We start from the raw sequence: 21,536 nt of genomic DNA, 5'->3' as shown, positions 1-21,536 counted from the left end.
GGAGAACATCATCATGGCAAGCTCCTCCTCCATCGACAGACGGGCCCTTCTCGCATCGCTCGCGAGCATCGGCGCGGCAACCTCCCTCGGCCCGATTGCGAGCCCCTCGGCCGCCCGGGCGGCCGAAGCCGAGACGCTGCGCGCGATCGCAAAGGAGGCGACGATCTGGGGCTTCCCGCTCGTCGATAATTACCGCATCCAGTATTCGTACTTCGCGGATCGTGGTGGCCCCGAATTCAAGGCGCCCTGGAACACGATCGCCAACACGGCGCGTGTCTACACGCCCGAGGACAAGGCGATCCAGACGCCGAACTCGGACACGCCCTATTCCTATATCGGCGCCGACCTGCGCAGCGAGCCGCTGGTGATCAAGGTCCCAGCCGTAGAGGCAGGGCGTTATTACTCGCTGCAGTTCATCGACCAGTACACCTTCAACTTCGCCTATATCGGCAGCCGCGCCACAGGCAACGAGGCCGGCAGCTTCCTGCTCGCCGGGCCGGGGTGGAAGGGGCGCAAGCCCCCGGGAGTGAAAAGCGTCATCCGCTGTGAAACTGATTTCGCCTTCGTGCTCTACCGGACCCAGCTCTTCGAGCCGTCCGACATCGAGAAGATCAAGGCGATCCAGGCGGGTTACAAGGTGCAGCCGCTCTCGCAGTTTCTCGGCAAGCCGGCGCCGGCGGCCGCGCCCGCCATCGACTTTCCCCGGCCACTCTCGTCCGAGCAGCAGCGGAATTCGGCCGAATTCTTCCAGATCCTGAACTTCATCCTGCAGTTCTGCCCCACACATGCTTCCGAGCAGGGCTTGCGTCGGCGCTTCGAACGCATTGGCGTCGGACCGGGCAAGGCGCTGGATATCGCCAAGCTTGCACCAGAGCGGCGCAAGGCGCTTGAGGACGGCATGGCCGATGCCTGGAAGGCCTTCGCCGCCTTCAAGGTCAGCGACCTCGACACCGGCAAGCGCACTGCGGCAGAGGGCTTCGGAACGCGGAGCTTCCTGAAGAACGACTACATGATCCGCATGGCTTCGGCCGCGCTGGGCATCTACGGCAATTCGAAGGAGGAGGCACTCTACCCCTTCTATTACACCGATTCCGCCGGTAAGCCGCTGAACGGCAAGGACGGACGCTATACGTTGCGGTTCGATCCGAAGAGCTCGTTCCCGGTCAACGCCTTCTGGTCGCTCACTGTCTACGAGTTGCCACAGAGCCTGCTCTCAGCGAACGCGATCAACCGCTACCTCATCAACTCCCCGATGCTGCCTTCGCTGAAGCGGGATCCAGACGGGTTGGTGACGCTGTATCTCCAGCATGAATCCCCAGGGCCGGACCGTGAGGCGAACTGGCTTCCCGTGCCCTCCGGACCGTTCTGGACGACGCTGCGCCTCTACTGGCCCAAGCGCGAGGCACTTGATCGCCGATGGAAGCAGCCGTCGCTTGTTCGAGCCGCCTGACAGAAGGAAGTGATATCATGAGAAAGACGTTCGCGATGGTGGCCACAACCGCCATCTTCGCAAGCTGGTCCGCGCAGGCGCAGGCTCCCGAGCCCAAGCCGGTGCCCGTCAATGTCGAGAATTTCGCGCGGGCGGAGTCGGACCTCTATTTCGCTGGCATCGTCAGGAATGGCGGCTTCGGCAAGTTCGACCATACACGGGAGCCCGCACCGCTCGACAAGCAGACCGTCATCCGCCTCAACCGCGACACCCTTTATTCGTCCGCGGTATTCGACCTCGATGCCGGGCCGGTCACGATCACGATCCCCGATGCCGGCCGGCGCTTCATTTCGATGCAGGTATTCGACGAGGATCAGTACACGCATCAGGTCGCCTATAAGCCGGGCCGCTATACCTTGACGCGCGAGAGCGTCGGTACGCGCTACGTCGCCGTGGCGTTCCGCACGCTGGCGGATCCGGCCGACAGGGACGACATGAAGCAGGCCCACTCTGTTCAGGACGCAATTAAGGTCGAGCAGCCGGGCGGGCCAGGCAAGTTCGAGGTACCGGCCTGGGACCAGGCCAGCCAGAAGAAGGTCCGCGACTTGCTGATCGCGCTCAGCGATACCCTGCCCGACAAGAACCGGATGTTCGGCACGCGGGCGGAGGTCGATCCGGTTCGCTTCCTGCTTGGCGCGGCCTCGGCCTGGGGCGGCAACCCCGACAAGGAAGCTGTCTATCTCAATGTCGTCCCCGAGAAGAACGACGGCAGGACGGTCCACGGCCTTAAGGTGCCGGCGAGCGTGCCGGTCGACGCCTTCTGGTCAGTCAGCCTCTATAATAAGGACGGCTTCTTCGAGAAAAACGAACTCGGCGCCTATTCGCTCAACAGCATCACCGCGAAGAAGGGTGCCGACGGCGTTGTCGACATCCAGTTCGGCGGCTGCGATGGCGTGCTCCCCAATTGCCTCCCGATCATGGAAGGCTGGAACTACATGGTCCGGCTCTACAGACCCCGAGCGGAAGTTCTGAACGGGACCTGGACCTTCCCGGCCGCTGCGGCGAAGTAAGAAGCGGTCTGGCAGAGACGCTGCCGGCAACGCCAACCTTGGACATCCGAGGAGCTTCAGAAGCTGAAATTGCTCGCAGCAAAGGGGCCCTGAAGTCGATTGCGAAGGCAATGACCCGTAGTGAAGAGTCAATAAAGGATCGCGCAAAGCTCGACGGCATTGATATCGCCAAACTGCGCTAGACCATTGAGCTCCGAAGCTGATTCTGCGAATCAGAACCTCATCGCCGCGGCAATCGCGTTTCCTACGATGATCCTCGGCGCCTAGGTGTGCTTGCCCGAGGCAGTTCTACGGGGACTGCCTCGGGAGGTACGGACGCCGATAACTTGCGCCATCAGCACTAGGTTTATCGGAATGCGTGGAATTTAGGATTTGGCTTTGAGCGCCTTCGCGACGGCCTCGCCGAACGCGCGCGCCGAGGCAGGATTCTGGCCAGTAATCAGGCGGCCGTCGACGACGACTCGGCTTTGGAATATCGGCGCCTCCTCGAAGACAGCTCCCGCCGCTTTGAGCGCGCCTTCGAGCTCGAATGGCACAATCTTGTCGTATGCGCGAGCGGCCTCTTCCTCTGCGGCGAAGCCGGTCAGCTTGCGGCCTTTGATCAGTTTCTCGCCATTGGCCAATGTAACGCCGAGCAGCCCGGCGGGACCGTGACAGACCGCGCTGATGATGCCGTTGCGATCGTAAATCGAGCGGACGATCGAATCGAGTTCCGGATTGTTGACGAAGTCCCACATCGGGCCGTGACCGCCTACGAGCTGGATTGCTGAGTACTTGCTGGGGTCGACGTCAGAAAGCTTGATTGAGTTCGCGATCTTGTTGCGGTGTCCGGGGTTCGTCCAGAAGTCGAGTGTGGCCTGGTCTTTCAGGTCGAAGCCGTCGAACGGAGCTAGACCACCTTTGGGGCTGGCGATGTCGAAGTCGATGCCGGCCTTGTCGTAGACCTCGACGGGGTGTGTAAGCTCCGGAAACCAGTACCCACCGACGAGGTTTGGCGCCTTCTTGTCGAGGCTGGAGACGACAATCAGAATCTTCTTGGAGTTGTTCGTCTGGGCGCCGGCAGCGCCGGGTATCGCGAGGGCGGTCGCGAGGGAGAAGACGAGAGCGGCAAAGCTCTTGAACATGGAACTCTATCCTTTCCGGTGGAACACCTTGGCGGTATCGCCTCGGCAGTCGCGCCCGGATAGTCGCGGACACTAAATTGATTGTTTAGCCAGACAATGCATTCACGATTGCATTACCCGCCATATGCGATCCTATCGCCACCCTGGAGGACCGATGAGCCGCCAAAGCCGCTTCGACGGGTTGCCCGAGTTTTTGGCCATCGCGCGGGAACGGAGCATCCGCAGAGCGGCCGTCGCGCTTGACGTCACACCAGGAGCGGTGAGCCAAGCGCTTCAGCGCCTCGAGCGCCGTCTCGGCCTCGCGCTCTTCCATCGCACAACGCGACGCATGTCGCTGACCGGGCCTGGCGAGGCGTTACTGGCGAGGATCGCCCCGGCTGCTGACGCCATCGACGCCGGGTTGGAGGAGGCGCTCCAGGCGTCTGAGCAGCCCATGGGAACGCTCAGGCTGATCGTCGAAAGGCTGGCGATGACGCAGGTCCTGCCTACCGTGCTGCCGGCTTTCCGCGAGGCCTATCCAATGGTGGGCGTCGATATCACCGTTAGGAATCGTCAAACCAACTTCGTCGGCGAAGGCTTTGACGCGGGCATCATGATCGGCTCATACATCCCGCAGGAAATGATCGCTGTTCGACTCTCGCCGTCGTTTCGCTGGGCCGTCTTCGGTTCACCGACTTATTTTGCCGCGCACGGTAGACCTCTACAGCCGGCCGACATCGCCATGCACCGCTGCATCCGCTTCCGGCGGCCTATTAAGGACGACATCTATCGATGGGAGTTCGTCGAAGACGGTAAGGAGGTCCGCATCGAGCCGGAAGGACCGATGACCGTCAACGATGCCGAGTTGATGCGGCAGATGGCGTCGCAAGGGCTCGGGTTGATCTACTCGTCGACCTATCACGCAGCGAAGGAGATCGAGGCCGGACTGCTGGAGCCCGTCCTACTCGACCATTCGCCAAGTGCCGACGCGCTCTACCTCTATTTTGCGCGCACTGCGCAGGACCAACCGAAGTTGCGTGCATTCATAGATACATGCGTGCGTCTTCGGCGCCCGGATCCGAGCATCTAGCAACCGGTGCACCCGAGCGATAGCCGGAGGCGATCGTCACCGGTCGGAATTGGCTGGTCCGGGTCGAGAACCGTTAGCGCGGAGCGTCTGCTTCTAGGCAAGGGCCCGATGTCAGGACGTGGCGCCATTGAGAAGCGGTTCGCCATCAGACTACTCGGACTTGGGCCCCCGGATGAGCCGAAATCGCGAGGCCACAAAATGACCACGGAGACCGGCTCCGCTCTGCTCCCTGAATCATCGACGGGACGGAAGTGTCATGAAACCGGATCTTACCGCACAAATCGCGCGATCGAATGACGAGGAGGTCGAGCGAGCCAAGGAAGCCGCAACCCAACCCTCCACCATCGACACGATCGGCGACACCGTCACGCAGCTTGATAGTCTAGACCAGATAGTCGAGCTCGGGGGTGTCGTGTTGAATGGCCTGCGTATCACCGGCGACTGTATCGCCGCCGTCTGCGACGCGATTCCAAGCTTTGATTAGCGCCTTGCCCGCGCGCTGCGGAGCGATGGATTGAAGGCTTTCGTCGCCGGCCTCTGTGCGATGAAGGCTTCGCTTCTTGGTTTCGTTTCGGCCTTTGCGCTGAGTTTCTTGAGCCTTGGCTATATAAGCCTCGCTCTGTACGGCGTGGTCTCGCCGGTGCTCACGCAAATGTATCCTCCGCTGGAGACGTGGCGGGGACCTTGGGTGTGGCCAGTTCTGGTCGGCGTTGCGATCCTATGGTCGCTGAGTTTTCTCATCGCTGGCGCCGTCGACCTACAGCTTCATGCACGTCACTTGTCGAACGGAATGCGTGGGTTGGCCTATCTCGCCATTCTGTGGCTCGGCGCGCTCGCGTCATGGTTCGTGGTGCTTGGGCTCAACTGGCCGGGATAGTCACCGCAGCCTCTTGCCGGACCATCCAGTCTTCGCAACAGGAGATATCGATGCAAAATCGCAGTCTGCGCGTTCTAACCTGCTCATTGTTTCTTGTGTTCGCACTACCTGCGTCTGCCGCGCAGCGGGCCATTTTGGACTACCGCAAGGATGGCTCCGAACGACCGCCGACAGTGCCGGAGAACACACGAGCGGCTCTCGTCAGCGCCATTCCGGGCAATGCAAAGGATATTGTCGTGCTAAGCCACGACCGAGGCAGCTTCTCCGATACAGGAGTGAGCGAAGACATTTACCTTATTGCCGACAAAGCGCCTGTCGCCGCCGAACCATTTGCCCCAGGACCGGCACAGCTCCTGGTGACGATCAAGGACAGTAGGACCTCTGTCTGGAAGCTGCCTTCCGAACTGCGCTACCAGCGTATCGCCGGCACTGTCGATGCTGATCGCGACGGTCGCGACGAACTCCTCCTCGAAGCCGTCTTCTACAATATGGGACAATCAATCATCTCCGTTGATCTCGTTGCGCTGGGTGCAAACGGAGGCGCAGCCGTCCGTCAAAATCTCAAGGATGTCGTCACAGACAATTGCGACAACCCAGTCGGCAAGCGCGAAAAGCGTGCGAGCACGATCGCCCTCGGCAACAACGGAAAGCTCATTGCGAAGCAATACAGCCAACGATGCGGCTAGGTGATGCCGCGGCTGGAGGGTGTCGCGGACGGCCCATGCGAGCTTCGTGCTCGACGCGTTGGAGCAGGCCCTGCACGAGCGCCGACCTGTACACCGCGGTAGGCTGGTGCATCATTCGGATCGCGGCCCGCAATATGTCAGCATCCGCTATGACGGATGACCGATACGGGCCTTGCCTTTTACGATCGCTGCCGGGCGATCATGGCGGAGGCGGAGCAGGCCGAGGCGCTGGTCATGCAGGCTCAGTCGGAACCGCACGGCCGCATCCGCCTCAGCTGTCCCACCGGAATGTTGGAGCCGATCTCGGGCCTAATATCGTCCTTCCTGGCCAAATATCCCAAGGTGCGTCTGCAACTCGTTGCGACTGACCGGCCCGTCGATCTGATCGCGGAGCGGATCGATCTGGCGCTGCGGGTTCGCGCGGCCCTGACGAGCGACGCCGCCCTGACGATGCGCACGCTTGGGCTCTCGACACGCATTCTCGTCGCCGCGCCACGGCTCGCGAGCCAGGTGGCCGACGTTGCCCAGTTGGCCGCGCTACCCACCCTCGCGACCAGTGACGATGCGGACGATCTGGAATGGCAGCTCGAATCCGAAGACGGCGGCACTCGCGCCGTCCGTATCACGCCACGGATGGGTTGCGCCGATATGATGGCGGTTCGCCAGGCCGCTATCGACGGACTGGGCGTCGCGATCCTGCCTGATCATGTCTGCCGTGAGGCGCTTTCCGATGGGCGCCTCGTCCGCGTACTGCCAGCGTGGCACGGGCTCAAAGGCATCGTGCATTTGGTCTTCACGACCCGGCGCGGTCTGCCACCGGCGGTCCGGGCGTTGATCGATCATCTCGCCGCTGGATTTCAGAGAGAGTTGGCCACGAAGGCGACAATGTAAGGCTCGCGTTACGCGGCGTCACGCAAATACTCCGTCATGCGCAAGACACAAGCTCGGTTGGGTCGGCTTTCGGGCAGTGCGCTAGAGTCCGCTTGTGGCGCGAGCTGGCAGCTGACCACGGTAGATGGCGGTCAAATTCAGCGCGTTGGTGATATAGATCAGATCCTCAGGTGTGAGCACGCTGCAGGAGTGGATTGTGACTGAGCGATTTGAACGGCACCGCCAACCCTAGACCTCTGAGGAGCTTCAGAAGCTGAAATTGCTGGCTGGAAAGGGCATGGCCCTGAAGGCGATTGCGAAGGCAATGACCCGTAGCGAAGAGTCCATAAAAGATCGCGCGAAGCTCGATGGCATCGGGATCGCCAAACTCCGCTAGACTAGCGGGCTCTGGAGTGAAATCTCGCGTCAGAACCCTACGCGTGCGCTCTCGGGAAAAGCGGCGACGTCCGCTTCTGGCGCACCGCTATCCCGCCTCGTTCGAGCGGATAATCCAAATGACTTTGGTTTCGACGTCGGCGAGGTTGCGAAACCAGTGCGGCTGTCGGCTGTCGAACTGAAACGCGTCGCCCACTTCGAGCACGTGAACCTGGTCGGCAATCCGCAACTCGAAGCGGCCCTGCATGACGTAGCCTGCCTTTTCCCCGTTACGGCGCCATGGATCTTCGCCGGAGCCCCCACCTACCTCGATCGACAGCATGAGCACTTCCATCTCGGCGTGGCCGGGGGGTGACAGAAGCTCCTTGATCAGGCCTCTTTTGCTGAATGCCAACGTCGCGCGATGACCGGCGCGCGTTATCGTTCCCTCCTCGGCGCTTCGGTCGTCTGGTGCCTCGAAAAAGCTTGCAAGAGGAACTTTCAAGGCCACGCGCAGGCGGTCCAGGAGCTTCAGCGACGGCGAGGTCTTGCCGCGTTCGATATGGCTGAGCATCCCGACGGAAATCTGGCTGAGCGCGGACAGTGCAGCCAGCGTCAAATCCCTCTCCACCCGCAAATTGCGAATGCGCTCACCCAGCCCGAGCAAGGTGTTGGTGTCGAGATCGGCGTCAACATCAGCGTCGGACATTCAGGGACCATTCGTAGCCGGCATCGGAAGAGGCAGCGAGGCACAGTGGCGGATTTATAGGCTGAATGAACTTTTCTGACGAGAGCCTCGTCATCCGCCTTGTCAAATTATATTCTGATGATACAAATTTTCATAACGACCCGCAACATGAGGCGATTAACGAGGTCACTTTGCTTCACTGGCGCCGGAGTACGGCATTTTATGCCAATTTTGGCGAAAATCCAGATGATTGCGAGAGTGAGCGCTTAGCGGCGATTGAACTGGCGAAATCGGTGTTCAATCGCAGTGAAATTATGATGCTGCATCCAGCCGTACCGGATCAATGATGGGGATTGTCATGTCTAAGCTCTCATCCACTCGCAGAGGCGTGAATGCCTTGCTTCTCGGGACGGCCCTCGCCTCCCTCCTTCCAGCCGTATCGTTCGCCAACCCGCAGTCCGGCGGCACGCTGACCATCACGACGACCCCCGAGCCGGCGATCATCACCAACGCCCTGAGTTCGGCACCGACCACGGCAGAACTGGCCACGAAGATATTCGACGGTTTGCTCGAATACGACATCGACCTGAAGCCGAAGCCCTCGCTGGCCGAGAGCTGGACCATCTCGCCGGACGGCAAGACCATCACCTTCAAGCTGAGGCAAGGCGTCACCTGGCATGACGGCAAGCCCTTCACCAGCGCAGATGTGCAGTTCTCGCTGATAGAGGTGGTGAAGAAGTTTCACCCGCGCGGCCAGGGCAATCTCGGGCCGGTTCAGTCGATCGACACGCCCGACAGCCACACGGCCGTGTTCAACCTCGCCCACCCCTATCCGCCGCTGATGATGGGCCTTTCGAGTTTGGAATCGCCAATCGTTCCGCGGCACATCTACGAGGGCACGGACTTCCGCAACAACCCGGCGGTCAACAATCCGATCGGGACCGGCCCCTTCAAGTTTGCGCGCTGGGAAAAGGGCAACTTCATTCAGCTCGACAAGAACGAGAACTACTGGCGCCCCGGTCGCCCCTATCTTGACCGCCTGATCATCCGCTTCGTCGCCGACTCCGTCACGCGTGCGGCCGGCATCGAGCGCGGCGAGATCGACGTCGCCACCTTCGGCACCATCAATCCCGTCGAGATGCGTCGCCTCGAGGGCTTGCCGCACCTGACTATCGCCAAGGGCGGTTACGAGGCCATTGCGCCACTAATGATGCTGGAGCTGAACGTCCAGAAGCCCCCCTTCGACGACAAACGGGTGCGGCTCGCCGTCGCTTATGCGCTTGATCGAACCTTTATTACCCGCGCCATCTGGCACGGCTTCGGCAAGCCGGCGGTCGGCCCGATTTCCTCCTTCATGAAAGGGAACGGTGCCTTCACCGACCAGAACATCCTTCGCTTCGACGTCAAGGACCGGCTTGAGATCGCCAACCGGCTGCTGGATGAGGCTGGCCTGAAGCGCGGCGCGAACGGCATGCGGGTCAAGATATTCCATGATCCTGCACCGTTCGGCGAGGATTGGCGGCGCATGGGCGAATATATCAAGCAGGCTCTCGCCCGTGTCGGCATCGACGTCGAGCTGCGCAATCGCGACTATCCGTCATTCGTGCGCCTCGTTCACAACGAGTACGACTTCAACATGACGTCGACCTGGTCGATCGGCATGGCCGACCCGACGCTCGGCGTGCAGCGCCAAACCTGGTCGAAAACGATCAACCGCAACGTGCCGTTCGGCAACGTTTCACAATACACCAATCCGGAGGTCGACAAGCTCTGGGAAGCCGCCCAGGTCGAGATCGATCCGACCAAGCGGAACCAGATCTTCCACAAGTTGCAGGAGCTCCTCGTCGCCGACAGCCCGATCATCTGGCTGATGGAGATGGATCTCGTCGCGGTGCAGAACCGGCGTGTGCAGGATCTGATCACCTCGCCGCTCGGCCTTCGCGGCGGTCTCTACGACACCTGGATCAAGCCCTGAAGCCAAGTCCGTTTCGGCGCCGGCTGTGAGCCGGCGCCGCGTCTCCTCGCAGAGGTCGAAGGTATGTGGTTCGCCCGCGGCAGATACATCATCGAGCGCCTGATACGTGGCCTTCCCATCATCTTCGCCATCGTGGTCGTAAATTTCTTCCTGGTGCGCCTCGCGCCGGGTGACGCGGCGCAGGTGCTAGCCGGCGAAGCTGGCGCCGCAAGCCCGGAATATCTTGAGCAGATCCGCCGTCAGTTCGGCTTGGATCAGCCTCTCTACATCCAGTTCTTCAGCTACATGAAGAACATCCTCGTCTTCGACCTCGGCTATTCATTCCGCCACGGCCGGGAGGTTTCGTCCCTCATTTTCGAGCGTTTCGGAGCGACCGCGCTGCTGATGGGTGCTGCCATGACGGCTTCGGTCACCATGGGCATCGTACTCGGCGCGATCGCCGCGATGCGGGACCGCACCGTGATCAGCCACCTTATCGTCATCTTCGCCGTTGTCTCCTATGCCACGCCTCTGTTCTGGGTCGGGCTGATGCTGATCATCGTCTTCTCGATCCAGCTCGGCTGGTTCCCGACGAGTGGGATCATCACCGTCGGCGCCGATTATACCGGCCTGCGCGCGGTGCTGGACGTGCTCCACCACCTCGTCCTGCCAGCCGTTGCGCTGTCCTGCTTTTACATGGCCCTTTACACCCGTCTCATGCGCTCCTCGTTGCTGGAGACGTTGGGGCAGGACTTCATCCGCACGGCCAGGGCTAAGGGCCTTGGCGACCGAACGATCGTTTCGACGCATGCGCTGCGTAATGCCGCCCTGCCCGTGGTGACCATGGCCGGTGTGCAGGTCTCAGGCATGCTTGGCGGCTCCGTTATCGTCGAATCCGTCTTCGGCTGGCCCGGCCTCGGGTTGCTCGCGTTCGAGTCGCTTTTTGCCCGCGACATCAACCTGCTGCTCGGAATCTTCTTCCTGTCCTCGATCCTCGTCGTAGCGACCAACGCCGTCGTGGACGTGATCTACACCGTCGTCGACCCGCGCATCGCGCTGAACACGGGGCGCTCCAATGGCTGAGGCCTTCGCCCCGCGGCGCAGCCTGCTGCGTCGGATCCTCACCAACCCCGCCGGAGCAATCGGGTTTGGATTGCTCTCTTGCATCGTCGTCCTGGCTCTGGCAGCACCTTGGCTCTATCCCGACGGCCCGTTCGAGATGGTCGGCATGCCGTTCAGCCCGCCCCTTGGCGAGCAGATCCTCGGCACCGACATGCTTGGTCGGGACATCGCGGCCGGCATAGCTTATGGCGCGCGCATCTCGCTGATCGTCGGCGGCGTCGCCACCCTTTTCATTGTCGTCCTCGGCACGCTGGTTGGTGGCCTTGCGGGCTATTACGGCGGCTGGATCGACTCCGCCGTGATGCGGGCCACCGAATTCTTCCAGACGATCCCGACCTTCATTGGCGCGATCGTCATCGTCGCGATCCTCGGCGCGACATTGCCCAACGTCATTGGAGCCATCGCGATCGTGTCCTGGGCGCCGTTGGCTCGGCTGGTCCGTGCCGAAGTGATCAGCGTCAAGAGCCGAGATTTCATCTCGGCCAGCATCGCGATCGGCGTCGGAGACCTGCGCATCATTCTGGTACACATCCTGCCGAACGTGCTCTCGACCATTGTGGTGGCCGGTTCACTGATGGTGGCGACGGCAATCTTGTTCGAGGCCGGCCTGTCCTTCCTGGGCCTCGGTGATCCCAACATCATGACTTGGGGCTTCATGATCGGCGCCGGCCGTGCGGCCATTCGCACGGCTTGGTGGATGGTGACGCTGCCAGGACTTGCTGTGCTCGTGACAGTGCTGGCCATCAACCTCGTCGGCGACGCGTTGAACGAAGCCCTCAATCCCCGGCTCGACCGATAACGGCGAAGAGCTGCTGGCTTCCCCCTGCAAACCCACCTGAAAGGGAAATCATGAAATACATCACTGCGCGCGTTCGACCGGAAAAGGTCTTCCATGGCTACGACAAGGACAACCAGATCATCACTAGCCAGCTACCGAACAAGGAGTTTGTAGAGAAGGTGATTAGGATCGACCGGATCCTCTCCTTCACCGAGAATTACATCTTCATCGAATGCCCGCACGAGACGGTGCAAACTTGGGAGTACGAAGGCAGCCTCGAGGACATCAAGTCGCGCCTGCGTGACGCCGATCTGCTGATCAAGTAACCCCTTCGGGAGGCGCCCCATGCCGGTGCGCCTCCCTCGTCCTTACGGCAAGCCGCCCAACTCAACCACGAGCGTCAATCATGGACAGCTCCCGACTGCCCTTTAGAATTGCCCTGAGCGTCAACGGGAAGCCTGTATACGTCGCGGTGGATGTCCGGCGCACGCTGCTAGACCTCCTGCGCGAGGATCTGCTGCTAACCGGGACCAAAAAGGGTTGCGACCACGGCCAGTGTGGCGCCTGCACCGTCCTCATCGGCGGCCGGCGGGTGCTCTCCTGCCTCAAGCTTGCCGCCTCTGCCGAAGGTCAGTCTGTGACCACAATCGAGGGGGTCGGCACCACGAACGAACTCCATCCGCTGCAGCAGGCCTTCATTCGACACGACGCGCTGCAATGCGGCTACTGCACGGCTGGCCAGATCATGTCTGCACTGGAGATTGTCGCGGACAGCGCGATCACGACGCGCGAGCAGGTCCGCGAACAGATGAGCGGCAACCTGTGCCGCTGCGGCGCCTATAACGGCATTGTTGATGCCATCATGGATGTGAAAGCCCAACTGGACGCAGGCGCCCATGCGGCCGTTTGAATTCCATCGCGCGGCCTCGATCGGCGAGGCGCTGGATCTGCTCGCACAGCCCGGGACGCACCCGCTCGCTGGTGGCACCACGATCATCGACCTGATGAAGCTCGGTGTGGAAAATCCCGTCGCGCTGGTAGACATCGGAGCCCTCCCCCTCGGCGGCATCGAGCTTACCAACGACGTGCTTCGCATTGGCGCATTGGCCAGCAACAGCGCCGTCGCGGCCGAACGGACGGTGCGTTCGGCGTTTCCCGCCATATCCGAAGCCCTGCTCTCCGGCGCCTCCGGCCAGATCCGCAACGCGGCCTCGATGGCTGGAAATCTGCTTCAGCGTACGCGCTGCGCCTTCTTCCGCTCGCACGACTGGCCCTGCAACAAGCGCGTGGCCGGTTCCGGATGCCCGGCGCAGGAGGGGGCGAACACCCACCACGCCGTCCTCGGGACGAGCGAACATTGCCTTGCCGTCAACCCATCCGACGTGGCGGTCGCGCTTCTGGCACTCGACGCCGTAATCGCTATTCGCTGCCACGCAACGGCTCGGGAGGTTCCGCTCGCGGATTTCTATCGCCTGCCGGGCATCACGCCGCACGTCGAGACGGTCATGCACCCTGGCGAACTGATCACCCATATCGACGTGCCGAAGAGCCGGCTGGGTCCGAAATCGACCTACCTCAAGCTACGCGGTCGCGCCTCCTATGAATTCGCCAGCGCCTCAGTAGCCGCCGCTGTGTTCTGCGAGACAGGGCTCGTGGCGGAAGTCGCGGTGGCGCTCGGGGGTCTTGGAACCGTGCCATGGCGGGACCGCGAAGCCGAAGCGCTGCTTCTCGGCAAGCCACTGACCAAAGAGACAATCGCGGTCTTCTGCCGGGCGCTTCTAGCCCCGGCCCGGCCGACGGAGGCCAACCGCTACAAGCTCGACCTGGCAAGCGGCGCCATCCACCGGGCCTTGATGCGGAGCGCCGCATGCTGAAGCAGATCGGATCGGCCCGCTCCCGGATGGACGGCCCACAGAAGGTCACCGGCGGTGCGGCTTACGCCGCAGACCGCAGGTCCGCTGGGCAGCTTTATGCGCTGGCCGTCCGCAGCCCCGTACCCGCGGGAACCATCGCGGTGCTCGACACGTCAGCCGCTCTTGCCCTGCCGAATGTCGTCGCAGTCTACACGCATGAAAACGCGGCCGGCGCATTGGGCTGGCGACCGAGCGCGGAGTTCATGGCCCTCAGCGGGGAGGCGCTCGGCCGTACCGCGCTGGCCGCTGCAGAGCCTACGCCCCCGCCGGCCTACCTGCCCCTCGCCGGTCCCGAGATCGTCTTCGCCGGGCAGTGGATCGCCGTCGTGGTCGCGGAATCGCTCGAAGCGGCCCGCGAGGGCGTACTGTGCATTACGCCGGAGGTAGAAGCCAGCGCAGCGTCTGTCCATCCCTGCGCTGCTAGCGACGACTTTATCGAACCCGGCTTCTTCTTCGCCGCGGACATGCAGGTCCAACGCGGCGACTGGCCAGGCGAGACGAAGGACGCGGCGCTGGCAGGAACCTACCGCACGCCGATGCACCTGCATCACCCGATGGAACCGTCGGCCACGGTCGCTGCCTGGGAGGGCGACACGGTCACGGTCCACGATTCCACGCAAGGCGCGAGCGCGGCGCGCGACTACATCGCACAATCGCTTGGGATCCCTGCTGAGAAAGTCCGGGTCGTTGCGTCCTATGTCGGCGGCGGCTTCGGCGGCAAGAACCAGATGTGGCCGCACCAGGCGCTTGCCGCGCACATCGCACGCACGCTCGCCCGGTCTGTCCGCCTGCAACTGACGCGTGCCGACATGGCGGTCGCTTCCGGACACCGCTCCGAGACAGAGCAGGACGTCGAGTTGCACGTCGACGGCAACGGGTCTTTGAGAGGACTGCGCCATGTGTCGCGGGTGCCCACATCCCTGCGCGGCAACTTCTTCGAGCCCTGCGGACTCAATACCCTGCTGCTGTACGACAGCATGGCCCTCGACGTGCGCCATCAGGTGGCAAGAAAGAACATCCCGAGCCCGACGCCGTTCCGCGCCCCCGGGGAGACGCCGGGTTCCTTCGCCGTCGAATGCGCAATGGACGAGCTGGCCTTCCGGCTCGACCTGAACCCTCTGGAACTCCGCCGGCGCAATTTCGCAGTGCGCGATCCGTATCATCAGCGAGACTGGTCTTCGAACCGCCTTCTGGATTGCTACGAGCGGGGCGGCGATGCCTTTGGCTGGCCGCGGGATATGCCACGCCCTCGGTCGATGCAGGACGGTGATGTGCTGGTAGGCTACGGCATGGCCACCACCGCCTATCCCGCTCCGGCCCTGCCGGCGACGGTGAGGCTGCGGGTGAACATCGACGGACCGCTGATCGTCGAGACATCCGCTACCGACATCGGCACCGGCATGTACACCATCCTGGCGCAGACCGTCGCCGATATGCTGAGCCACCCCTTCGAGGATATCGAGGTTCGCCTGGGCGATTCGAGTCTCCCGGCAGCCCCTACGGCTGGACGATCGAAGTCGACGGCGAGCCTGCTGCCCGCGGCCGCAAAGGCCTGCGAGGCGCTGCGCAAACAGCTCGATGCATTGGCGCAGGGCCATTCCTTCCCAGTATCGTCAAACCAATCACCGAGCGCGACCCTTCGAGCGGCGGGTCTGACCGAGCTTGTGGCGGAAGGCAGCTCGATGGGAATGGGAGATATGAGGAAGGACCGTAGCTACTACTCCTTCGGCGCGCATTTCGTTGAGGTCCGCATCGACGAAGCTCTCGGGCGCCTGCGTGTCTCCCGCGTCGTCAGCGCGCTCGATTGTGGCCGCATCATCAATCCGAAGACCGCGACCAGTCAGATCAAGGGCGGCATCATCTTCGGCATCGGCATGGCGCTTATGGAGGCGGTTGAGTTTCATCCCACGCGTCACCGGATCGTTGGGGACAATCTCGCCGACTATGCCGTTCCGGTGAATGCCGACGTTCCGGAGATCGACGTGATCTTCGTCGACAGCCCCGACGAGGAATTCAACCAGTTCGGCGCGCGGGGCCTCGGCGAGATCGGCGTTCCCGGCATGGCCGCGGCAATCGCCAACGCTGTGTTCAACGCGACGGGTCGGCGGTTCCGCAGCCTGCCAATCACGCCCGCAGGGCTCGTGGCCCCCTGCGGAATGGGTGGCGATAGATCGATGACGGGTCGATTTCGCACGTAACAGAACGCGCGTCACGGGTCCGTTTTCGGGCGAAGAGCGAGCTTCCGCTTATGGCACAACGCAGACCGGAGTATTAGCGCTGGGGCTTTCGCGAAAGTTTGAAGTCTAAGGCGAGCGTTTGAGATCGAGCTGCTCCCGACCACATTGTCAGGCGCGGCAAATGAAGTGAAAATTCGGTTTCTCGCGTCACTTCGACCATGCGGTCCTTCATCATTGAAAGGCAAAACGACGCCGACTCGGCTATCTTTCGAGGGCTTCAAGACGGTACCCTTCAATAGACATCCGTTTGATAGCGACCGCTCTTTCGCAAGGACGCGACATAGGCAATTGCTTCCTCGCTGGAGCGTCCGCCATGTACCGCGACGACATCCACCAGTGCGCGCTCGACATCCTTGGCCATACGTTTGGCGTCGCCGCAGACGTAGAAGTGCGCGCCTTTCTCCAGCCATGACCAGAACTCGCCGCCGCGCTCGCGCATGCGATCCTGGACATAGACCTTCTCGCCGTCGCGCGACCAGGCCAGCGTCAGGTTGGTCAGGAAGCCCCGATCCTTCATCCCCTGGAGCTCGTCTTCATAGAAGAAATCGCAGGTCCGACGCTGATGGCCGAAGAACAGCCAGTTGCGGCCCGGCGCCTTCGTCGCCTGCCGGTCATGCAGGAAGGCGCGGAAGGGCGCGACGCCCGTGCCCGGGCCGCACATGATGACCGGCGTCGCCGGATTGGCAGGCAGGCCGAAGCCATGGGCGCGCTGGACATAGACCGGGACCTTGTCGCCGGGCGCGACGCGTTCGGCGAGGAAGGTCGAGGCCACGCCCCAGCGCGGGCGGGAGCCGATCCTATAGCGCACCGCATCGACCGTCAGCGTGATCCGGCCGGGCGTGGCGTTATGCGACGAGGAGATCGAGTAGAGCCGCGGCTGGAGCGGATCGAGCGCCTCGACGAAGGCCTCGGCCGAGAGCCGGGCCTGCGAGAACTTGTGCAGCGCGCCGAGCACGTCGAGCCGGTCGAGATCGCCGTCCGGGTCTTCGCCGGCTGCAAGACGCCTCGCCTTGGCGCGGGCCTCGCCTCCGGTGACGTAGGAGATGAGCTGGAACAGGGAGTCCGGCGCCGGACCCAGCGCGCAGTCTTCCATGAGCGTATCGCGCAAGGGCTTGCCGCCGATCTCGGCATCCGGCCGCGCGCCCAGCAATGCGATCACCGCGTCGACGAGGCGGGCATCGTTCTGCGCGACGATGCCGAACGCGTCGCCGACGACATAGTCGAGCCCGCATTCGGCGAGGTCGAATTCAACATGCCAGGTCTCCTTCTCGGAACCCTCGCCGTTAAGCTTGCGGCGCGAGAGGAATGTCGCGAGCGCCGGGTTCTCGCGGCAGCGGCCTTTGGGGCCCAGTTCTCTGGCGGGTGCAGCATCGGTTAGGGTGGTCGTAGTGGAAGCACCCGTTTCCTCCACCAGCGCCTTGATCTGGCGCAGGGTCTCCTTGCCGCCCGGCGCGCAGAGATTGAGCCGGGCCTCGGCCCCTGATGCGATCGCGGCGGAATAGGTCTCGCAGACATAGCCGCATTGCCCGCAATCCTGCTGCGCCATGGCAGCATAGAGCTTGCGGGGCAACGGCTTGCCGTCGGCCAGCGTCATGCGTTCGGCCATTTCCAGCGATGGGTCGTGCCAAGGTGCGCCGTCTTCCGCCTCCGCCATGACGGCGGCGTTCTCGGCCGGCGACAGTGCGGTCAAGCCGGCATTGTCGAGCGAGAGCAGCCCGGCAAAGAAGCCGTTGAGCCAAGAGCGCTGCTCCTCGCTGAAGGGGGCGGTTTCGGGCAGCACCTGGACGATCGGGCTCGGGCTCTGCGCGGTCATGCCGCGTCTCCGATCTGCTCGACCAGGGCTTGCAGGGCCGCGATCTCATGGCGGCGGGCGAAAGCGACGAAGCTTTCGTCGGGCGCTTCGCGGTGCACCTGCCAGCTGCGCAGGATCGCCTCGACCAAGGCCGGCGCATCCTCCGCCTTCACATTGGTCCGGAATTCGCGGCCCATGCCGCCCTCGACGCCGAAGCCGCCGCCGACGAAGACATGGTAGCCGGGCACGGTGTCACCCTCGTCATTGACGGGGACCTTGGTGCCGATCAGCCCGAGATCGCCGATATAGTGCTGGGCGCAGGAGTTGTGGCAGCCGGTCAGGTGGATGTTGACGGCGGTATCGAGCGTGATGCGCGGCTCGCAATGGGCGGCGATGGCGAGCGCATCCTCCTTGGTATGGGCACCGGCGAATTTGCAGCCCGTCGCGCCGGTGCAGGCGATCAATCCGGCCCGCAGAACCGAGGTCTCGGCCGAGAGGCCGATGGCCTGGAGATTGGCGAGCACGTCATCGACCTTGGCGTCGGGCACGCCGGAGATCAGCAGGTTCTGCCAGACGGTGAGGCGGATATCGCCGTCGCCGCATTCTTGCGCGATCGAAGCAATGACGCGCATCTGCTGCACGGTGAGCTTGCCGACGGGCAGGGCCACGCCGATCCAGTTGAGGCCGGGCTGGGCTTGACCGTGGACGCCGATATGGGCGAGCCGGTCATAGACCGGGCGCGGCCTGACGAAGGCGCCATCGAGCCGGACCAGGCGCCGGTCGAGCTTCTCCTCGACGGCGGCGAGGAACGTGTCGAAGCCCCAGGCATCGAGCACATATTTGAGCCGGGACTTGCTGCGGTCGGTGCGATTCCCGTTGGCGATGAAGACACGCACGATCGCATCGGCGACCGCGATCACGTCTGACGGGGCGACGACCACGCCGGTGTCGCGGGCGAGGTCCTTATGGCCGGTGATGCCGCCGAGCGCGAGACGATACCAGATGCCGGACTCGACAGTCTGCCCCTCGAAAGATGCCCCGTCCGCGATCTCGATGGCCTGGAAACCGATATCGTTGGTGTCCTCCAGCGTCGCGATCGAGCCGGCGCCATCGAAGGCGACGTTGAACTTGCGCGGCAGCCCGTAAAGCGAGCGGTCGTTCAGGATGTGATGGTGCCAGGCGCGGGCATGCGGGCGCGTGTCCAGAAGTTCGAGCGGGTCGATGCCGGCGGTGGCCGAGCCCGTGACGTTGCGGATATTGTCGGCGCCCGACCCTTTCGCAGTGAGCCCGAGATCGGCCAGGCCTTCGAGAAACGCTGCGCCGTTCTCGGCGGAAATCTCCCGCACCTGAAGATTGGCGCGTGTCGTCACATGCGAATATCCGCCGCCCAGCGTCTCCGCGAGATCGGCGACGCCGGCGAATTGCCATGCCTTGAGGATGCCGTTGGGGATGCGCAAACGGCACATGTAGCTGTTCTGCGCAGGCGCCACGTAGAACAGGCCGTGATAGCGCCAGCGGAAATTATCCTCGGGCTTTGGATAGGAGCCTGCCGCCGCCTGCTCCTTGAAGCGGGCATAGGCGTCGAAGGGGTGCTCGGCCGCCTTCCATTTCTCCTGGTCAACCAGCTTGCCGCCGGCAGCGACCGTCCTGGCCTGTGCCTCGGCATGCTCCTTGTCGGGTCCATCAGGTATGGCCGAAGCACTGCCCGGCGCGCCGCCAAGCGGGCTCAACCCCCGCGCCGTGCGGGCCGACTGCATGCCGCTGACGAAGCCTTCGAGGTAGCGCTTCTGATCGGGGGTGAAATCGTCGCTCATGGCCGGCGCCGTCACGCCGCCTCGACGAAGCGATGGCGCTCGTAGAGGAACTTCAGCACGGCCTCGCGCGCGGCGATGTAGGTGCGGTCGGAGACCAGTTCTAGGCGCTTGCGCGGGCGGGGAAGCCGCACGTCCAGCACCTCGCCGATGCGAGCGGAGGGGCCGTTGGTCAGCATCACGATCCGGTCCGAGAGCAGCACCGCCTCGTCCACGTCATGCGTGATCATGATCATGGTGTTGCCGAGCGCAGCGTGGATCTGCATCACCGAGTCCTGCAGATGGGCGCGGGTCAGTGCGTCGAGCGCGCCGAAGGGCTCGTCGAGCAGCAGGATCTTCGGCTCCATGGCGAGACCCCGCGCGATGCCGACGCGCTGCTTCATGCCGCCCGAGATTTCGCCGGGGCGCTTGTCCCTGGCATGGCCCATCTGCACGAGGTCGAGATTGTGCATGATCCAGTCATGCCGCTCGGCCTTGCTCTTCTTGGCTCCGAAGACCTTGTTCACGGCGAGCGCGACATTATCGTAGACGGTGAGCCAGGGGAGCAGGGAATGGTTCTGGAAGACCACGGCCCGGTCCGGCCCCGGCGCGTTGACCTCCTTGCCTTCGAGCAGGATCGCACCCGCGCTGACCGGCGACAGCCCCGCGATGAGGTTGAGCAGGGTCGACTTGCCGCAGCCGGAATGCCCGATGATCGAGACGAACTCGCCCGTGTCGATGACGAGCGTGACGTCCTTCAGCACTTCGGTGATTGCTGCGCCGCGCTGGAAGTGTTTGTCGACATGATCGATCTTGAGATAGCTCATTGCCTTGCTCCTCAGTTGGTCGCAGTGCCGCGGGTGACGACATGGCCGATGAGGGCAACGAGGCGGTCGAGCAGGAAGCCGACCACGCCGATATAGACCAGCGCCACGATGATGTCGGAGAGGCGCGAGGAGTTCCATGCGTCCCAGATGAAGAAGCCGATGCCGACGCCGCCAGTCAGCATCTCGGCGGCGACAATGGCGAGCCAGGACAGGCCGACGCCGATCCGAAGCCCGGTGAAGATGTAGGGCGCGGCCGACGGCACCATGATCTTGTAGAAGAACTCGATTTGATTCAGCCGCAGCACCTTGGCGACGTTGCGGTAGTCCTGCGGGATGTTGCGGATGCCGACGGCCGTGTTGATGATCACCGGCCAGATCGCGGTGATGAAGATCACGAAGATTGCAGAGGGTTGGCTGTCGCGGAAGGCGGCGAGCGATAGCGGCAGCCAGGCCAGCGGCGGAACGGTGCGCAGCACCTGGAAGACCGGGTCGAGCCCGCGCGTCGCCCAGATCGACTGGCCAACCAGGGCGCCGAGCAGCACGCCGACCACCGCCGCCAGGCTGAAACCGATGGCGACACGCTGGAGCGAGACGAGGATGCGCCAGCCCAGTCCGATATCCTGCGACCCCGCCCAGTAGAATGGCTGGACGATGAGATCCTTCGCCTCGTTCCAGATCTTGCTCGGCGGCGGCAGCGAGGATTGCGGGCCGGAGGCCGCGAGCTCCCAAAACAGCAGGATCATTGCGACCGTGATCAGCGGCGGCAGCAGGTTGGCGAGCGCATTCTTCCCCCAGGGGACCAACCTCGCGGCGAAGGGTTTCGCAGGGGCGGCGGGCAAGGCGACGATCTCCGGCATTTTCCCGGGGAGCGTGACAACGGCCGCACTGGCCGTCGCGCCTTTCAAGACAGGCTGACCCATGTTCCAGTCTCTCCT

Annotated in this window: 20 protein-coding genes and 2 pseudogenes; 16 read left to right on the top strand and 6 right to left on the bottom strand. The window is 63.2% G+C overall.

The genetic code is table 11. From position 1 onward, the window contains the following. Nucleotides 1–13: 13 nt before the first annotated feature. On the top strand, nt 14–1,450 hold the full coding sequence (locus ACFJGT_RS25380; RefSeq protein WP_377844123.1) for a DUF1254 domain-containing protein: 1,437 nt from the start codon (nt 14–16) through the stop codon (nt 1,448–1,450). 17 nt (nt 1,451–1,467) lie between these two features. Next, nucleotides 1,468–2,499, top strand: coding sequence for a DUF1254 domain-containing protein (locus tag ACFJGT_RS25375; RefSeq protein ID WP_377844121.1), 1,032 nt, complete (start codon nt 1,468–1,470; stop codon nt 2,497–2,499). A 365-nt stretch (nt 2,500–2,864) separates the two neighbouring features. Here the strand turns inward: ACFJGT_RS25375 and ACFJGT_RS25370 are convergent, their stop codons facing one another. Further along, nucleotides 2,865–3,623, bottom strand: coding sequence for a type 1 glutamine amidotransferase domain-containing protein (locus ACFJGT_RS25370; RefSeq protein ID WP_377844119.1), 759 nt, complete (start codon nt 3,621–3,623; stop codon nt 2,865–2,867). 154 nt (nt 3,624–3,777) lie between these two features. On the opposite strand from ACFJGT_RS25370, the gene ACFJGT_RS25365 reads away from it, so the two are divergent. From ACFJGT_RS25365 to ACFJGT_RS25340, 6 genes and pseudogenes are all read left to right on the top strand, one after another. After that, nucleotides 3,778–4,692 (top strand): LysR family transcriptional regulator, encoded by a 915-nt coding sequence (locus tag ACFJGT_RS25365; RefSeq protein WP_377844116.1) that lies wholly within the window; start codon nt 3,778–3,780, stop codon nt 4,690–4,692. A gap of 256 nt (nt 4,693–4,948) precedes the next feature. Then, complete coding sequence (locus ACFJGT_RS25360) at nt 4,949–5,176, top strand: hypothetical protein (RefSeq protein ID WP_377844114.1); 228 nt, start codon at nt 4,949–4,951, stop codon at nt 5,174–5,176. A gap of 30 nt (nt 5,177–5,206) precedes the next feature. After that, nucleotides 5,207–5,569: a hypothetical protein gene (locus ACFJGT_RS25355; RefSeq protein ID WP_377844112.1), complete on the top strand. Its 363-nt coding sequence runs from the start codon at nt 5,207–5,209 to the stop codon at nt 5,567–5,569. Between the two features lie 50 nt (nt 5,570–5,619). Next, the gene (locus ACFJGT_RS25350) at nt 5,620–6,255 is read left to right on the top strand and encodes a hypothetical protein (RefSeq protein ID WP_377844110.1); all 636 of its coding nucleotides are present in this window, start codon (nt 5,620–5,622) and stop codon (nt 6,253–6,255) included. A gap of 10 nt (nt 6,256–6,265) precedes the next feature. Continuing rightward, nucleotides 6,266–6,406, top strand: a pseudogene (locus tag ACFJGT_RS25345) (IS3 family transposase); the annotation flags it as partial. Nucleotides 6,407–6,408: 2 nt separating this feature from the next. After that, a pseudogene (locus ACFJGT_RS25340) lies at nt 6,409–7,146 on the top strand (LysR substrate-binding domain-containing protein); the annotation flags it as partial. A gap of 463 nt (nt 7,147–7,609) precedes the next feature. Here ACFJGT_RS25340 and ACFJGT_RS25335 read toward each other — a convergent pair. After that, nucleotides 7,610–8,209, bottom strand: coding sequence for a helix-turn-helix domain-containing protein (locus tag ACFJGT_RS25335; protein WP_377844107.1), 600 nt, complete (start codon nt 8,207–8,209; stop codon nt 7,610–7,612). Between the two features lie 65 nt (nt 8,210–8,274). On the opposite strand from ACFJGT_RS25335, the gene ACFJGT_RS25330 reads away from it, so the two are divergent. From ACFJGT_RS25330 to ACFJGT_RS25295, 8 genes are all read left to right on the top strand, one after another. After that, nucleotides 8,275–8,535 (top strand): hypothetical protein, encoded by a 261-nt coding sequence (locus ACFJGT_RS25330; RefSeq protein ID WP_377844105.1) that lies wholly within the window; start codon nt 8,275–8,277, stop codon nt 8,533–8,535. A gap of 50 nt (nt 8,536–8,585) precedes the next feature. Further along, on the top strand, nt 8,586–10,163 hold the full coding sequence (locus ACFJGT_RS25325; protein ID WP_377844103.1) for an ABC transporter substrate-binding protein: 1,578 nt from the start codon (nt 8,586–8,588) through the stop codon (nt 10,161–10,163). 63 nt (nt 10,164–10,226) lie between these two features. Continuing rightward, the gene (locus tag ACFJGT_RS25320) at nt 10,227–11,225 is read left to right on the top strand and encodes an ABC transporter permease (RefSeq protein ID WP_377844101.1); all 999 of its coding nucleotides are present in this window, start codon (nt 10,227–10,229) and stop codon (nt 11,223–11,225) included. Then, on the top strand, nt 11,218–12,063 hold the full coding sequence (locus ACFJGT_RS25315; protein ID WP_377844099.1) for an ABC transporter permease: 846 nt from the start codon (nt 11,218–11,220) through the stop codon (nt 12,061–12,063). Before ACFJGT_RS25320 ends, ACFJGT_RS25315 begins: the two co-directional genes overlap by 8 nt. A gap of 50 nt (nt 12,064–12,113) precedes the next feature. Further along, nucleotides 12,114–12,368, top strand: coding sequence for a hypothetical protein (locus ACFJGT_RS25310; protein ID WP_377844097.1), 255 nt, complete (start codon nt 12,114–12,116; stop codon nt 12,366–12,368). An 80-nt stretch (nt 12,369–12,448) separates the two neighbouring features. After that, the gene (locus ACFJGT_RS25305; protein WP_377844095.1) at nt 12,449–12,952 is read left to right on the top strand and encodes a (2Fe-2S)-binding protein; all 504 of its coding nucleotides are present in this window, start codon (nt 12,449–12,451) and stop codon (nt 12,950–12,952) included. After that, nucleotides 12,939–13,916: an FAD binding domain-containing protein gene (locus ACFJGT_RS25300; protein WP_377844092.1), complete on the top strand. Its 978-nt coding sequence runs from the start codon at nt 12,939–12,941 to the stop codon at nt 13,914–13,916. The genes ACFJGT_RS25305 and ACFJGT_RS25300 overlap by 14 nt, the downstream gene beginning before the upstream one ends. Further along, complete coding sequence (locus ACFJGT_RS25295) at nt 13,910–16,153, top strand: xanthine dehydrogenase family protein molybdopterin-binding subunit (protein ID WP_377844090.1); 2,244 nt, start codon at nt 13,910–13,912, stop codon at nt 16,151–16,153. Before ACFJGT_RS25300 ends, ACFJGT_RS25295 begins: the two co-directional genes overlap by 7 nt. Nucleotides 16,154–16,424: 271 nt before the next feature. Here the strand turns inward: ACFJGT_RS25295 and ACFJGT_RS25290 are convergent, their stop codons facing one another. Genes ACFJGT_RS25290 through ntrB form a run of 4 tightly spaced genes read right to left on the bottom strand, consistent with a single transcriptional unit; the run spans nt 16,425 to nt 21,521 of the window. Then, nucleotides 16,425–18,005, bottom strand: coding sequence for a sulfite reductase subunit alpha (locus tag ACFJGT_RS25290; RefSeq protein WP_377844087.1), 1,581 nt, complete (start codon nt 18,003–18,005; stop codon nt 16,425–16,427). Further along, on the bottom strand, nt 18,002–19,798 hold the full coding sequence (locus ACFJGT_RS25285; protein ID WP_377844085.1) for a NirA family protein: 1,797 nt from the start codon (nt 19,796–19,798) through the stop codon (nt 18,002–18,004). Before ACFJGT_RS25285 ends, ACFJGT_RS25290 begins: the two co-directional genes overlap by 4 nt. Before the next feature lie 11 nt (nt 19,799–19,809). Further along, nucleotides 19,810–20,601, bottom strand: coding sequence for an ABC transporter ATP-binding protein (locus ACFJGT_RS25280; protein ID WP_377844083.1), 792 nt, complete (start codon nt 20,599–20,601; stop codon nt 19,810–19,812). A gap of 11 nt (nt 20,602–20,612) precedes the next feature. Next, a complete protein-coding gene (gene ntrB, locus ACFJGT_RS25275) occupies nt 20,613–21,521 on the bottom strand; it encodes a nitrate ABC transporter permease (protein ID WP_377844081.1) in 909 nt (302 codons plus the stop codon). Nucleotides 21,522–21,536: the final 15 nt, after the last annotated feature.

The organism is Allobosea sp. UC22_33 (genome assembly GCF_042700715.1).
GTDB lineage: Bacteria > Pseudomonadota > Alphaproteobacteria > Rhizobiales > Beijerinckiaceae > Allobosea.
Note: the sequence above shows the minus strand (reverse complement) of the source record. Positions and strands in the feature narration are given on the sequence as shown.